The sequence below is a fragment of the Bordetella sp. genome, from assembly GCF_051960075.1.
GTDB lineage: Bacteria > Pseudomonadota > Gammaproteobacteria > Burkholderiales > Burkholderiaceae_B > Bordetella.
The window spans coordinates 1-13,674 of record NZ_JBQCER010000065.1 but is presented as its reverse complement, the minus strand read 5'-3'; the positions used below and the strand labels follow the sequence as shown (position 1 = coordinate 13,674).

14 protein-coding genes are annotated in these 13,674 nt (G+C 59.7%); 5 read left to right on the top strand and 9 right to left on the bottom strand.

Annotation, left to right across the window (positions count from 1 at the left end):
- Positions 1-3: 3 nt before the first annotated feature.
- The 6 genes from ACTHJ1_RS10740 to ACTHJ1_RS10715 form a co-directional block, all read right to left on the bottom strand.
- Positions 4-1,401 carry a putative bifunctional diguanylate cyclase/phosphodiesterase gene (locus ACTHJ1_RS10740; protein WP_440191849.1) on the bottom strand — a complete coding sequence of 466 codons (1,398 nt, stop codon included), beginning with the start codon at positions 1,399-1,401 and terminating at the stop codon, positions 4-6.
- A gap of 168 nt (positions 1,402-1,569) precedes the next feature.
- Positions 1,570-2,295, bottom strand: coding sequence for a DUF6776 family protein (locus ACTHJ1_RS10735; protein WP_440191846.1), 726 nt, complete (start codon positions 2,293-2,295; stop codon positions 1,570-1,572).
- A gap of 225 nt (positions 2,296-2,520) precedes the next feature.
- Positions 2,521-3,576, bottom strand: a complete 1,056-nt coding sequence (locus ACTHJ1_RS10730) for an ABC transporter ATP-binding protein (RefSeq protein WP_440191843.1) — start codon at positions 3,574-3,576, stop codon at positions 2,521-2,523.
- A gap of 2 nt (positions 3,577-3,578) precedes the next feature.
- A complete protein-coding gene (locus tag ACTHJ1_RS10725) occupies positions 3,579-4,292 on the bottom strand; it encodes an ABC transporter permease (protein ID WP_440191921.1) in 714 nt (237 codons plus the stop codon).
- A gap of 116 nt (positions 4,293-4,408) precedes the next feature.
- On the bottom strand, positions 4,409-5,296 hold the full coding sequence (locus tag ACTHJ1_RS10720) for an ABC transporter permease (protein ID WP_440191840.1): 888 nt from the start codon (positions 5,294-5,296) through the stop codon (positions 4,409-4,411).
- 88 nt (positions 5,297-5,384) lie between these two features.
- Positions 5,385-6,503 (bottom strand): ABC transporter substrate-binding protein, encoded by a 1,119-nt coding sequence (locus tag ACTHJ1_RS10715; protein WP_440191918.1) that lies wholly within the window; start codon positions 6,501-6,503, stop codon positions 5,385-5,387.
- 492 nt (positions 6,504-6,995) lie between these two features.
- Here ACTHJ1_RS10715 and ACTHJ1_RS10710 point away from each other — a divergent pair, with 492 nt between their 5' ends.
- Both ACTHJ1_RS10710 and ACTHJ1_RS10705 read left to right on the top strand, forming a co-directional pair.
- Positions 6,996-8,198, top strand: coding sequence for a cyanate transporter (locus ACTHJ1_RS10710; RefSeq protein WP_440191837.1), 1,203 nt, complete (start codon positions 6,996-6,998; stop codon positions 8,196-8,198).
- Positions 8,199-8,310: 112 nt separating this feature from the next.
- Positions 8,311-8,601: a 4a-hydroxytetrahydrobiopterin dehydratase gene (locus tag ACTHJ1_RS10705; protein ID WP_440191834.1), complete on the top strand. Its 291-nt coding sequence runs from the start codon at positions 8,311-8,313 to the stop codon at positions 8,599-8,601.
- Positions 8,602-8,710: 109 nt separating this feature from the next.
- Here ACTHJ1_RS10705 and ACTHJ1_RS10700 read toward each other — a convergent pair whose 3' ends face one another.
- A complete protein-coding gene (locus tag ACTHJ1_RS10700; RefSeq protein WP_440191831.1) occupies positions 8,711-8,953 on the bottom strand; it encodes a hypothetical protein in 243 nt (80 codons plus the stop codon).
- Here ACTHJ1_RS10700 and ACTHJ1_RS10695 point away from each other — a divergent pair.
- Complete coding sequence (locus ACTHJ1_RS10695; RefSeq protein WP_440191828.1) at positions 8,937-9,581, top strand: hypothetical protein; 645 nt, start codon at positions 8,937-8,939, stop codon at positions 9,579-9,581. The two genes, ACTHJ1_RS10700 and ACTHJ1_RS10695, sit on opposite strands and share 17 nt — an antisense overlap.
- Positions 9,582-9,789: 208 nt before the next feature.
- On the opposite strand, the gene ACTHJ1_RS10690 is transcribed toward ACTHJ1_RS10695, so the two are convergent.
- Both ACTHJ1_RS10690 and ACTHJ1_RS10685 read right to left on the bottom strand, forming a co-directional pair.
- A complete protein-coding gene (locus ACTHJ1_RS10690; protein ID WP_440191825.1) occupies positions 9,790-10,170 on the bottom strand; it encodes a hypothetical protein in 381 nt (126 codons plus the stop codon).
- Between the two features lies 1 nt (position 10,171).
- Positions 10,172-10,729 (bottom strand): hypothetical protein, encoded by a 558-nt coding sequence (locus tag ACTHJ1_RS10685; RefSeq protein ID WP_440191822.1) that lies wholly within the window; start codon positions 10,727-10,729, stop codon positions 10,172-10,174.
- Between the two features lie 290 nt (positions 10,730-11,019).
- Here ACTHJ1_RS10685 and ACTHJ1_RS10680 point away from each other — a divergent pair, with 290 nt between their 5' ends.
- The gene (locus ACTHJ1_RS10680) at positions 11,020-12,696 is read left to right on the top strand and encodes an RHS repeat domain-containing protein (protein ID WP_440191819.1); all 1,677 of its coding nucleotides are present in this window, start codon (positions 11,020-11,022) and stop codon (positions 12,694-12,696) included.
- Between the two features lie 9 nt (positions 12,697-12,705).
- Positions 12,706-13,104: a hypothetical protein gene (locus tag ACTHJ1_RS10675; protein WP_440191816.1), complete on the top strand. Its 399-nt coding sequence runs from the start codon at positions 12,706-12,708 to the stop codon at positions 13,102-13,104.
- Positions 13,105-13,674 lie beyond the last annotated feature (570 nt).

Below are 13,674 nucleotides of genomic sequence, written 5' to 3'. Positions count from 1 at the left end.
GTCTTAGGCCGACACAGCCAGGGTATTGAGCAGTTGGTCTGCGGGCATGGGATGGGCCAATAGAAACCCCTGCAGTGCATTGCAGCCGATGCGCGTCAGAAATTCCTGCTGCGCGTGGGTTTCCACGCCCTCGGCCACGACCCTCAAGTCCAGGGCACGGCCCAACGCGATGATGGCCCGCACAATGGCCGCGTCTTCCGAGTCTTCCGCATCGCAGTCGAGGTCGCGGATGAACCCCTGATCGATCTTCAGCTCGCTGGCCGGCAATCGCTTCAGGTACAGCAGGCTCGAATACCCCGTGCCGAAATCGTCGATCGAGATCCCCACCCCCATCTCGTGCAACTGCTGCAGCACACGGGTGCTGGCTTGCGTGTCGCGCATGGCAATCGTCTCGGTGACTTCCAGCATCAGCGACTGCGCCGGCAGCGCGTGACGCGTCAAGGCCTCGCCCACGGTGCGGATCAGATCCGCGTGATTGAACTGCAGGGCCGAGATATTGACCGCCACCGTCCAGTCGGTATGTCCCATGCGATGCCACAGCGCCATCTGTCGGCATGCCTCGTCCAGCGCCCAGTTGCCGATGGGCACGACCAGCCCCAGTTTTTCCATCAAAGGAATGAACTTGTCCGGCGGCACCACGCCGCGCTCGGGGTGTATCCAGCGCATCAGCGCTTCAACGCCGCTGACCGGTCCGCTCGGCGCGTCGAACTTGGGTTGGTAGTACAGCGTGAATTCCTTGCGATCGAACGCCTGGCGCATATCCGCAAGCAGTTGCGCCTGCTCCTGGACCGCAGCCGTCATGGACTCCTCGAACAGGCTGTAGGTATCGTGGCCCTGGTCCTTGGCGTGATTCAACGCGGCCTCGGCGTTGGCGACCAGCGCCTCTCGGGTCTGGCCGTGCTCGGGGTACATCGCAATGCCGATGCTGGAGGTGATCTGCAGCTGGTAGTCGGCCAGCCGGAACGGCTTGGCCAGACCTGCCGTCAACCGGGAGGCCAGCCTGAAGACGTCCTCGACGCCGTCCGCGCCGACCATCATGATGAACTCGTCGCCCCGAGTGCGGGCCACGACCTCCGGCATCGGCACGATCTCGCGCACGCGGCGCGCGACCTCGATCAGCAATTGATCGCCGACGGCATATCCGTAGGCTTCGTTGATGGTCTCCAGACCGTCGCAATCCATGAGCAGGAGGCCGAACCGCTCCGGCCTGCCATGCGTTTCACCGGCCAGGGTCTGATCGAGCAAGTCGTTGAATGTCCCGCGATTGGGCAGCTGCGTCAGCGCATCGTGCTGGGCAAGCCGATCGATCTCCCGGTTGGCCTTGGCCAGGGAGCGCACGGTCAGGCCCATGCGCGATCGCAACTGCCGATCCGACACGATGAACAAGAGCAGAAACGCCACAAGAAGCGTCGACAGCACCAAGATTATGTTGTCGCTGCCAAGCATAAAAATGCCCCCTCGTAACCACGGGACAAGCAAGATGGGTCTTCGATGTTACACCACGCAAACGAGGGGAGCCGATCTTGTGTAACCGGTACGCCGATCTCGGGTCTGCCGCCGCCGCAAAGCCTAGCCACCCGTCTGTGCCGATGCGCTGCGCACGAAGTAGATGCGCATGGCCTGCGTGCGGCCTTGAGCGTCGCTCACTCGCAGCGTCGCCTTCTGCGGCACGAAGCCGTCGGGTAGTGCAACGGTGCCTTGCAACGGCGCAAAACGCGCCAGCGTAAACGCCACCGGCTGGGAAACGAACGTGTCCGCCCGGCCATTGCGTGTTCCGGCAAGCTCCACTGCGAATTGCGCCTGAAACGCGGGCGACTTGTCCGCCTGCTCACGCATGATCAGAGTGCGATAGTTGACCACGCCGTCGTGCAACGTGACCTCGCCCCACCGTACGCCGATGTTGCCGCCGCGCGGATCGGGAGGCACCGCATCCTGCAAAATCTGCAGCGTCTGCGTCAACGTGGCGATGCGCTCGTCGGCCTGGAGCAGATCGGCTGCCGCCTTTTGGCGCTCCGCCAGATTCCGGTCGCGCTGGCCCTGAACCTGGTCTAGCTGCGTCTGCAGATTCTGGCGGTCCAGCGTTGCCGTCTGCAGGTCATCGCGCAGCTTGCTCGATTCTTCCACCGTCAATAGCTTCGGGCCGTAGCTGTGCTGCAGAAACAGCACGCCGCTGGCGCCCAGCGCGGTGCCGACGAGCAGGAGAATCAACCAGCGAGGTAAGCGGCGCCCGCGGCGCTTGGACGAATAGGGGGACGGTCTGAAGACGTTTTCCCGCGAACCACCGAATATCCCCATGCTGCCGATCCATCCCTGCCTGATTGCGCGCGGCCTCGCCGCTCAATCGCGCAGGATATCTTCGTATGGGGCTCGCGCCACGCTTTCAAAATATTCGGTTGCTCAAGAAGACACTGTGAAAAGCCGTGTATCCGGCGCCCCAGGACGCGCTTGGCATTCGTAACCAAAGCGCTCGCACTTAGCCGGGGTTTTCGATACGAAGCGGGAGATCGGGGCAAGCGCGCATTACGCGGCCAGCACCAGCAGATCGTTCTCGCAGACGCTGATCTCGACCTCGGAATTCACGACGGGCGGCGGCGTGTCCGGCTGATTGAAGGTGTCGAGCAGGACGACCTGGCCCGCCACCATGACGCGGATGCGGATCACCGAGCCCAGGAAATGCACGTCGATGATACGGCCGGGGAAGACCACCTCCCTGCCCTCGCGCCTGCCCAGCGCGATCGTTTCGGGACGCAGCGCCAGGCTGACCTTGCCGCCCTCGCCCTGGACCGCGCGATTGAGCATCACCGGCACGTCGCCGATCTTCAGGCGCCCGGAAGGGGCGTCCAGAACCGCGGCATCGAGCAGGCTGAGCGTACCGACGAACTGCGCCACGAAGCGCGTCGCGGGGCGACTGTAGATCTCGAACGGCGTGCCGATCTGGTCGGCCACCCCTTCGTGCATCACGGCGACCCGATCCGACATGGAAAGCGCCTCTTCCTGGTCGTGCGTCACGAAAATGGTCGTGATGCCCAGTTCGCGCTGGATGCGGCGGATTTCCTCGCGCAGGTTGATGCGGATCTTCGCGTCCAGCGCCGAAAGCGGCTCGTCGAGCAACAGCACGCGCGGCGAAACGGCCAGCGCCCGGGCCAGCGCCACGCGCTGCTGCTGGCCGCCCGACAACTGAAAGGGATAGCGGTCGCCCAGTTTGGGCAGGCCGATCAGATCGAGCATTTCTTTGACGCGGGCGCGGATTTCGGTTTTGCCCTTGCCGGCGACCCGCAGACCGAAACCGACGTTCTGCTCGACCGTCAGGTTCGGGAACAGCGCGTAGGCCTGGAACACCATGCCGATGTGGCGCTGGTTGGGCTTGGCTTGCGTCACGTCCTGCCCGTCGATGCGGATCGAGCCGCTGGTGGGGGTTTCGAAGCCCGCGACCATACGCAGCACGGTGGTCTTGCCGCAGCCCGACGGCCCGAGAAAGGAGACGAACTCGCCCTTTTCCACGGCGAGGTTGAAGTCCTTGACGACATGCACGTTGCCGAAGGATTTTTCCAGATGCACCAGTTCGAGAAAAGCCATGACTATCGCTTTGCTAAAGAGGATTTGGAGAACCGGGTGACAAGCTGCATCAACCCCATGCAGGCCCAGGTGATCAGGAAGGCCACCACCGCCAATGCCGAGGGCTCGTAGGCCCGGTTGCCGCCCATCCAGACCATATAAGGTCCGAAGGTATTGAGGTTGAGCAGGGCGGCGAAGACGTATTCGCCGATCACGATGGCAAAGGTGAGAAAGGCGCCGGACAGCACGGAGACGAAGACATTGGGCAGGATCACGGTCGCGAGGATCCGCCCCCAGCCGGCGCCCAGGCTCTGCGCCGCCTCGGTCAGGCTGGCGATGTCGATGGTGCGCATGCCCGTGTCGACCGAACGGTACATATAGGGCAGCGCCAGCATGGCGTAGCCGAACAGAACCAGCACGTTGGTGCCCAACCAGCTTCCCGTGAAGGGCAGGATGGACGAGGTGTTATAGATGCGGATATAGCCGAACACGATGACGATGGGCGGAATCACCAGCGGCATCAGCGTGATGAACTCGACCAGCGGGCGCACGACCGGAAAGCGCAGCCGCACGATGTAGGCCGTGGGCACCACGATCAGCACGCCCAGCACGATGGTCAGCAGCGCCAGCACGACCGAATAGCCGAAAGTCTGCTGAAACTGCGGGTCGGCCAGCACGACGCGATACGCCTCGAAGCTGTATTTGCCGCGCTGCATCTTCATCGAAAAATCGAACATGCCCACCAGCGGCAGCAGGAAATACGCCGCCCCCAACACCACGGCGAGCCAGGACCACAGATTGGCGCCGCGCAGACGCCTGCCGCTCGCGCCGTGGCCCTTCACGCTTTTGCCGCTCATTTGACCCACCTCTCGGCGCGCATGCGCAGAAAAATGTAGATGCCGTTGGCCACACCGGTCAGCGCGATCATGGCGAACGCGATGGCGTAGCCCAGGTGCGGGTCGTTGAGCACGTCGCCGCGGATCTGCGCAAAGAGCACGATCGGCGCGATGGACAGCGAGGACCCGGTGAGCGCGATGGCGGTGGCGACCGCACCGAAAGAATTGGCAAACAACAGCGCCAGCGTGCCCAGCAGCGACGGCCAGAGCACCGGCAAGGCGACCATGCGCCAGTATTGCGCGCCGCTCGCGCCCAGACTGGCGGCAGCCTCGCTCCACTCCTTGCGCAGCCCTTCCAGGGCCGGCAGGATGATCAGAATCATGAGCGGAATCTGGAAATAGAGATAGGTGATGGTCAGCCCGGTGAACGAGATGAGATCGAAGCCGGTGGCGTAGAGATTGACGCCGAACCAATTGCGCAGGATCAGCGTGGCAAAACCCAGGCGCCCCAGGGTGGCGATGAAAGCGAAGGAAAGCGGTACGCCGGAAAAATTGGCGGCCACCCCGCAAAAGGTCAGCATCGAATTGCGCAATCCGCCGGGCAGCCTGCCGAAGACCAGGGCCGCGGCGATCATAAAGCCGAAAAAGCAGCCCAGTACGGCGGTCAGCACGCTCAGCTGTATCGATAGCCAGAAGGCGTCGCGTATCGACGGCGTAAAGAGCTTGACGAGGTTGCCCAACGTCAGGTGGCCGTCGACATCGCGAAACGCGCCGACCACAATATTCAGAGTCGGCAAAATCAGGAAAAGCAGCGCGAACAGAAAAAACGGCGCTACGGCCAGCCAGTTGCCCACCTGCCGCGAACGCAAAATGGGCAGCCAAAAAGAGGAAGTGCGTGTCGTCATGCCTGCTCGGCTCCGATCGCTAACGTCAAACTGACGTGAACCAGGCTCCGCCGCACGGGGCGGAGCCTGTCATGCCTGACGATCAGGATTATTTGACGTTGGCGCCGACGACCTTGTCCCAACCGGCGACGACCGCGTTCTTGTTGGCGTCCTGTTCCTGGACCGTGGGGAACACGGCGTTTTTATAGGCTGCGGCCGGCGGCAGCTTGTCGAGCACGGCCTTGGAGAACTTGTTGGCCGCCGACATGGTCTTGAAGCGCACCGGATGGCAATAGCCCTGCATCCAGCCGATCTGTCCCGCGTCGGAATACAGGTACTCTTCCCAGAGCTTGGCCGCGTTCGGATGCGGCGCATAGGCGCTAATCGCCTGGATATAGACGCCCGCCAGAGCGCCCTTCTTCGGCACGATCACGTCCATCGGAGGATTGCCCTTGAGACCGTCGCGCCAGGCCAGCAGGTTGTAATCCCAACCGACGATGATGGGCGTCTGGCCTTGCGCGAGCGTACCGGCCTTGCCGATGACCGGCACGAAATTGCCGGACTTGTTGAGTTCGGCGAACAGTTCCAGACCCTTCTGGCCCGCATCCGCCCCGGGCTTGCCGCCCATCGACAGGCCGGCCGACATGACGCCGAGTATGGCCTGGGCCGCCGAACGCGGATCGCCCGCCAGCGCGACCGAGTGGGAATATTCCTTCTTCTTGAGATCGGCCCAGCTGGTGGGGCTGTCCTTGATCAAGTCCTTGTTCACGCCGAAGGCGATGGCGCCGTAATAATCGCCGTACCAGTAGCCGTCGGGGTCCTTGATATTGTTATCGATTTCATTCCAGGTCGAGACTTTGTAGGGCATCAGCAGCCCTTCTTTCTTGGCGGACGGCCCGAAAGCCAGACCCACGTCGATGACATCGGGCGCCTGGGGACCGGTGTTGCCCTTGTTGGCGCGGATGGCCTGCAGCTCGTCGGCGCTGCCAGCATCGGGGTTCAGCTCATTGACGGTGATTCCGGGATACTTGGCCTTGAAGGCGGCGATGACGTCGCCGTAGCCGCACCAGTCGTGCGGCAGTGCAATCACGGTCAGCGACCCTTCTTTCTTGGCCGCAGCGTAAAGGTCGCCCAGCTTGTCGGCATGGGCGATCGCCGGCAGCCCGATGGCGGCGGCAACGGCAACGGCAATTTCGGAGACAAGAATCTTGCGGCCTGCATTGTTCATCAACTTTGTCATCGATCTCTCCCAAGAGCGAGCCGCCGATCACCGGCGGTTCGAGGCAGTTTTACAAGTATTGGTCTGCACCGCACATCATCGTCCAAAATCCATCCATCATTCACATCGCATCGATACGGGAAATCCATGATTTCCATATTTCTGCGATCCTGTTCGGATTCGGCAAACGAAAAAGCCGAAGCGCGATGCGCTTCGGCTTTTTCGCGAGCCCCGAGGCTCACACGGCGCAACGTGGGATCTTAACGACGGATTATTTCAATTTCGCGTGAACCTGCGCGATCGTCCTCACGACGCGGGACAAGCGTTCGACTGTTCATGACAAAATTAACTAACTGGACGATCCAAAGCGAAAATTTGAATAACCGGCCTTGACTCAAACGCGAGCGCAGGCCCGGCAATGGCATGAAAAACACGACAAAACGCCAAAACCCAGCCATCGAATCGGCCCGCGCCCACATCGCCGGCGTACGGCCGGATTAGATGGGCCGCGACCTCTCCAGAGCGGCGCGCATTGCGTTATTGACCGCCGTCGCGCTGGTCGGCCTGAACCTGCGCCCTTTCATCACGGGCATCGGCCCGCTGGCCCAGGCCATCGGCGCGCAGACCGGCCTCGACCTGCAAGGCATGGCGCTGTTGACGCTGGTGCCCATGCTGCTCATGGGCATCGTGGCGTTCGCCGGTCCTGCGTTGCAGGCCCGAGCCGGCGCGCGGCGTTCCATCGTCGCGGCGCTGATCGTCATCGCATTCGCGTCGTTTCTGCGTCTGTACGTCGTCTCAGGCTGGCAACTCGTCGGCACCGCAGCGCTGCTCGGACTGGGCGCCGCTGTCGTGCAGGCGGTGTTTCCCGGCGTCATCAAGCAGCAGTTCCCGCGCCACGTGGGCCTGGTCATGGGGCTCTATTCCGCCATGCTCATGGGCGGCGGCGCGCTGGGCGCCCAGGCCTCGCCCCTGATCGCATCCGCCGCGCACGATTGGCGCGCCGGCCTCGCATGGATGGCCCTGCCGGCCATGCTCGCCGCGATCCTGGTCGCCTACTGCCTGCCCAAGGATGCCGCGCAGCCGGCCGGCGCGAATTCGGCCGCCGCGCTTCTCAAGCGGCCGCGCACCTGGCTGCTGATGATCTGCTTCGGCCTGGTCAACGGCGGCTATTCGACCGTCGTGGCCTGGCTGTCGCCCTACTACCAGAGCTTGGGCTGGAGCGCAGCCGGCAGCGGAAGCCTCCTGGCGATCATGGCGCTATGCCAGGCAGCGGCAGCCCTGCTGCTGCCGGCGCTCGCCGGCAGGCGGCCGGACAGACGCCTCTGGCTAGGGCTCACCCTGCTCATGCAGGCGGCGGGTTTTGCCGCGCTGATCTGGCTGCCGGGCGTCGCGCCCGTTCTATGGGCCGGCATTCTGGGCGCCGGGCTGGGCGGCTGCTTCTCCCTGTCGATGATCGTTGCCTTGGACCATCTGCCCGATCCGGCCCAGGCCGGCACGCTGTCGGCCCTCATGCAAGGCGGCGGGTTTCTCATTTCGGCCATGCCGCCGTGGATCGTCGCCGCCCTGCACGACCTCACCGGCAGCTTCCTGGCGGGATGGGGACTGCACCTGCTCTGCGTTGCGATCGTCACTGTTCTGTACTGGCGCATCTCGCCCGGCAGCTATGCCGCGGCGATGCGCGCGTCGGCCGTCAAGACCGCCTGACCCGCATTGCGCGGCCGCCGGGAAGTCGCGGCGATGCGACCGGCCAACCGCCCTATACTGCAGCCGTAGGCGTCCCACTCGTAGTTGCGGATTCGTATCCCGGAGGCCAGACATGCACAAGCCCGAAAAGATAGGCATAGCGCAGGCGCTATCGACACTGCCCCGGTGGACAGCCGTCGACGGGCGCGACGCCATCACCAGAACCTTCGTCTTCAAGGACTTCAACGCCGCCTTCGGCTTCATGGCGCGCGCGGCGCTGGCGGCCGAACGCATGGATCATCACCCCGAGTGGTTCAACGACTACAACCGCGTCGAGGTCGTGCTGGCAACGCATGACGCGGGCGGGGTGACCGATCGGGATGTGCGCCTGGCGCAGTTCATGGACGCAGTCGACGGCGCTTGATGCGCCGCACGCGGCAGCGCCGGAAACGGCACAGAGAGCATCCAGGCCCGCAGAGTGGCCCGCCCTATACGATTCGAATCTCGGAGGCTATTTCCGGCAACGTCAAGGCTTACAGGCTATCGTCGGTTTTGGCTGCGATCTGCGACTCTGCATCAATCATCAACGATTTATAGATCATCATGCCGGAAAGAAAGACAACCTCTTCGCTTACCTCGGCGCCGCTAACACTTACAGCCGCATCTGTATTTGTCATTCTTATCCTGGGTACGAGCGCCGTACGAGGAGGAGACATATCCAAGGGCCAGTTCACGCTGTTATTGATCTCAGCCACATGCATGGGCTTGATTTGCATTGCAGGCACCATTGAATTGGCCGTTGCCTCAGTCTGGTCATACGCCACCTATCGGTGGGCATTCCTCTCAACTATTGCAGTTGTCAGTTACTTCGCGAAAGCTGAAACCGCCGGCGATATCAATGGAATTTTCCATATCGACCCTGCCGCTCTTCCCATGACCATGATCGCTGGCAGTGTCATGCGATTCACCAGCTATCTGTTCTTTCCCATGGTCGCTGTATTCCTAGTAGCGTTATTTTTGGCCGTACTTTTGTTTTGCGGAAATGAGCTTAAGGAAAAGAGCCATACCGAGAAACTCTCAAAATGGATGAGATTAGGCGCAATCCTGCTCTCTAGCAGTCTGGCTGCGCTCAGCATCTACCTTCACCTGAATGAGCAAGGCATACGGTTCAAGCTTTATCGCATAGCTCAAGCCACAGATTTTGTATCGTCCTTCGAATGCCAAGGCATTGATAGCAGAATGTACAACGCGTTATTTATCGGTCCTGAACAGCGTAGGGTACTAATTGCTCCAAAGCTCTTGCAGAATTTTGTACCGGGTCAAAGCACAGAATACATGGATATCACTCAGCCCGTAGAGATTCCGGCGCGCCTGCAAGAGCTAGAATGCGTGCCGTCCAACTAAGATTGATAGAAAACCCAGGCTCGGAGTGACTCATCTGAGCTCTAAGAATTCTCGCTCATATATCAGCACCACACTATTCCAATAGAAGACTGATTTCCGGTAGGCATTATCCTCCCCCACACAGCCAAAAATCACCGTGTGACCTTTTGACTTCATGGGGGAGGATAATGTCCGGCGCTACATAGATAGGTCAGCATTTGAACCAATCTTAGACCTGCATCGACCCAGCCTTCATCCGCAACAGCAACACCGCCGCCGATTTCGCTGCCGCATGTATTTTCGGATTCGACTCCATCTGCGCCTGAACCCGATCCACCAAGCGATAAAACCCCGGATCGTTGATTACTTCCATCCCGAATTCCGTCAGCAGGGTCGCTTCCAGGAAATAACGAAAAGCCTTGCGTTCCCTTTCGGGATCGTCGGGCGAAATTGTCCCTACCCGATCGATTAGATGCGAAAACGAAGGCGGTTCCGCCGTAACTGCGGCGTCGGTATTGGCTGAGGACTTGCGAGTATGGGATGCCGCCTGCTTTCCTACACGCTGGCGGATCAAGTCCGTCAGGCGTGAAATCCCATCTATTGATGTCATGTCACTGATTCCGGCGATAAGACGCCAGCAAATAATCGATAGAGGTTGCGTCTTCCGCCGATTGCTCCGATGGCGTGCCATTGCGGCGGCGCCTTTCGATCTCCTCGGCAATCATGCGGATATCTCGATTAAGGGTGGCATTCTCCGTATTTTTCTCGATGCCGCGCGAGAACAGCAGCATGGCCCCATCGAAATCGTCGATGGCCAGAGCCGCGAATCCTCGCTTGAAAAATACCAGATAGTGCTGCTCATCCAGCTTTTCCAGCGCGGCCCAAGTTTCCATTGCGGTGGCCGGGCGGCCTGATGAATATTGCATCAGGCCTAGCTGGAAACGAGCAACATGCAGGCCCGGATCCAAATTCAACGATCGGATCATCGACGCTTCGGCTGCATCGAAACTTCCCAATTGCGCATGTTCTGCACCCGCCAGCCAATGCAGTGTGGCGACGTGGGGGAAAGAATCTATTTGCTCGAACAAAGCTTTCAATGCGCCTTCATGGTCTCCGGCCTCAGCGGCATGCAGATAGGCATCCAACGAGGGTTGGACAAGGCGTGTCATGAGCGGTTCCTGTCAGGCTGGACGATTATTGAGTGAATCTTAGCGCGCCCGCCGTTTACGTTGGCGTTCCCAGACGGCAGCGCCGCTAGTCACGGAAATCCGCCTCTTTCGACAACTTGTCCTGATCTGGGAGGAACTGTTTAGCGCAAATCGCAAAAAAAAATCGCCAGCATGCCCCTAAACATCCCCAGGTGCGCACGGATAACTTCAATGCGCGGCATTTCACTCATTGTTTTTGCAATGCCGCCTCTGATATCAGCCCACGCCAAAGAAGTTCAGGGAACAGAAAAATGGTCGCCATCGTCAGCGGAAACAGCCTTGGTTTGAATCTTACCTCGGCAGGGGTATTGGGGCAGAAGGGGATTTTTGGCACCGCGACAACGGGCACCAACAAGGAAGGCGTCTACGTCAACGCGGCCACCGGCAATCTGATCCTGGACGACGTGGATGCGCAGTTCATGTACGCCGGTGGCGCCAAATCCGTGGCGGCGAATCGCGTCTATAACAGCGCGAGCCTGAGCGGCAACAGCTGGGCGCAGATGTACCCCGTGGTATCGCTGGCAAGCGGCACGCTGAACACAGCCAATAGCACGCTGACGCTTAACGACGACGGCACGCTGGCAAGTATGGGCACGGCTACCGAGCTCATGTCCTTCACCTACGACGCCAACAAGCGCCTGACGTCCATTCTTAGCACCACGCCCGACAACACTACGGCGAAGAGCCTGGTGCAATACGGCTATGACTCGTCCGGGCGCCTGACTTCGGTTTCGGTGGACTTGAGCCCTGATGACGGCTCGGGATCAACACAACCTACATCGAACACGAAGGGTAGTGATTCGGACGCGTCAGACGAAGAAAACGATACCTACACCATGGTAGTTACTGATCCGGGCAACGCCGATTTTTCCAACTTGGGAGCTGCGCCCTCGCAGCAGGCAACGGGATCGACAACAGACGGCACGAACAGCGATCTAGGCACTTCGTGGCGTGAGGACACCATGGCTTATCTCCAGCAACTTGCCCAGCCAATCCAAATTGAACAGCCCGTTGCTTATCAATCTGGAGTTCTCGGATCGGGAGACCAAGACTATTACGTCGATGGGAATGGAGAACCACACGTAGAAATACGTGGAGAACTTCCACGCTCCACGAATACAACGCCCAGCACGGACAAAGGCATCGTGGATTCGTTCATGCAAGGGGTGACGGGCCAGTACCTGGGACTCATGGATACCGATCAGTCACTTGCAATGAAGCTAGGCAACGGCCTGTACGACGCTGGAAGAGATATTCAGCAATTCTTCTCTAACTACGACCACGTCAGCACCAGCATACACATGGCGCTTAGTACTGCCGGTGCGGTGCCAGTATTGGGCACTATCCCGGATGTGATGGATCTTGGCTACACAATGGCGGAACGGCCATTCGGCAAGTCGTCCGCATCGGATGTAGGCTTTGGTCTTGCAGCCGTAGTGGGATCAATTGTGGCACCCGAGGCAGATCCCGCGATAGCAGCAGCTAAACTAGAAAGATATGCTGCTAAAGCCGCTGATAATGAAGTTATAAATCTCACTGAACGGGGTACGCTGACGAATTTAAGGGTAGATGACCCTGTCATGTTGCAGCGGCCCGCTAGAACACTTGTTCAGGATGATTTCGGCCGGTACTGGTTAGAGAGTGCCAGCGGCAATAGGATCACGCCGTCAGGAAGCTATGATTTCGTCACGATGCCGGACGGCACAGTCATTGTAGCTCGGTCCAATGTTAATCCCGACTTTTCAACCCACTTGGGCCTTAGCAGTGGAGATGAGGTTTCTTATGCCGGGTCAATTAGATTTGGAAATAATACCGGTCCTAATCGGGGAACAATTACGAGTTGGACTAATAGTTCTGGTCATTATCAGCCACCCATGTCACTAAACAGCAACGCAAATTTGCCGCTTGATCTGTTTATCGGGCGATAGGAGGGAAAAATGAACAAAACAATAGAACCTATCGTGGACGATCTCCGAAAAATGACCTCCAACGAAGCGGCTGAATGGTTGATAGAGCGATATCCCATAGGAAGCGCCAAGTGGGGTGACGCCATCGTCATCATGGCTCACTTGTCTTGGAAAAAAGCGGATCAAATCCGTCTAGCCGATCACTATCTAAGCCGTTTACCGTTCGCGAGCGCAAAGCCCTACGAGGTATTTGCGTCTTTCATGAAGGTTTCCCGACTAGTCGATATCTTGCGGAAAAACGCGCCAGTCGGCACAGCGGACAGGAGCCTTCTCGAATATCATGCCGGCCCTGTCCTTATGCGAGCGGCCCAAACACCTGAGGATCGCGAAATGGTAGAAAACTTTCGATTAGAGCTAAATACAAGATAAAAGACGTAGCACCGGAGTACACGCCACTAACAGCGATGAGTAGAGCGTATCGCCGCCGGGGACGCTATGTTCCGCGCTCGAACCGGTCGATGTTAGTGTAGTGTGCAGACCCACCTTCTCGCCAGACTATGGAGCGGGAACAATTATGTCCCCAGCTTCGGCTAGGCTATTCAGAACATTTTCCGATCAATGCAATGGTCCTCGCCCAATCCAACTAGCCAGATCCCCTCCCCCCGGCGCCTCGGTTGCACCCAGCACCCGCCGCGCTAACACCGCGAACCTATCCCGATCCTCCACACATCCACCAAGCAACGCCGATGTTGAATCACCAGACAAACTGAGCCGGTCAGCACGCCGAATATTGAGCCACTGATTTATCGATATTCAGGTTATTCGGTTGTGGATAAGTCTATCGGGATTTCGTGAGTTTGCTCTGCGCTCGCCAGGCCTTGCAGAACACCTGTACCGGGCCCCGGCTGCCAGGGTATCCCAATGCCCTGATGGCCTCAAACAGCGCCAGGTCGCTGCGCCGATCGCGTTTGCCGCGCAGGCTGTCGGCCTTGAGCCAGG

Excerpts from the sequence above, each read along its gene's own strand:
- ACTHJ1_RS10710 (WP_440191837.1), top strand. The coding sequence starts at position 6,996 with ATGGGCCGCGACCTCTCCAGAGCGGCGCGCATTGCGTTATTGACCGCC.
- ACTHJ1_RS10680 (WP_440191819.1), top strand. The coding sequence starts at position 11,020 with ATGGTCGCCATCGTCAGCGGAAACAGCCTTGGTTTGAATCTTACCTCG.
- ACTHJ1_RS10720 (WP_440191840.1), bottom strand. The coding sequence starts at position 5,296 with ATGACGACACGCACTTCCTCTTTTTGGCTGCCCATTTTGCGTTCGCGG.
- ACTHJ1_RS10715 (WP_440191918.1), bottom strand. The coding sequence starts at position 6,503 with ATGAACAATGCAGGCCGCAAGATTCTTGTCTCCGAAATTGCCGTTGCC.
- ACTHJ1_RS10730 (WP_440191843.1), bottom strand. The coding sequence starts at position 3,576 with ATGGCTTTTCTCGAACTGGTGCATCTGGAAAAATCCTTCGGCAACGTG.
- ACTHJ1_RS10695 (WP_440191828.1), top strand. The coding sequence starts at position 8,937 with ATGGGCTTGATTTGCATTGCAGGCACCATTGAATTGGCCGTTGCCTCA.
- ACTHJ1_RS10705 (WP_440191834.1), top strand. The coding sequence starts at position 8,311 with ATGCACAAGCCCGAAAAGATAGGCATAGCGCAGGCGCTATCGACACTG.
- ACTHJ1_RS10700 (WP_440191831.1), bottom strand. The coding sequence starts at position 8,953 with ATGCAAATCAAGCCCATGCATGTGGCTGAGATCAATAACAGCGTGAAC.
- ACTHJ1_RS10725 (WP_440191921.1), bottom strand. The coding sequence starts at position 4,292 with ATGTTCGATTTTTCGATGAAGATGCAGCGCGGCAAATACAGCTTCGAG.
- ACTHJ1_RS10675 (WP_440191816.1), top strand. The coding sequence starts at position 12,706 with ATGAACAAAACAATAGAACCTATCGTGGACGATCTCCGAAAAATGACC.
- ACTHJ1_RS10690 (WP_440191825.1), bottom strand. The coding sequence starts at position 10,170 with ATGACATCAATAGATGGGATTTCACGCCTGACGGACTTGATCCGCCAG.
- ACTHJ1_RS10685 (WP_440191822.1), bottom strand. The coding sequence starts at position 10,729 with ATGACACGCCTTGTCCAACCCTCGTTGGATGCCTATCTGCATGCCGCT.
- ACTHJ1_RS10735 (WP_440191846.1), bottom strand. The coding sequence starts at position 2,295 with ATGGGGATATTCGGTGGTTCGCGGGAAAACGTCTTCAGACCGTCCCCC.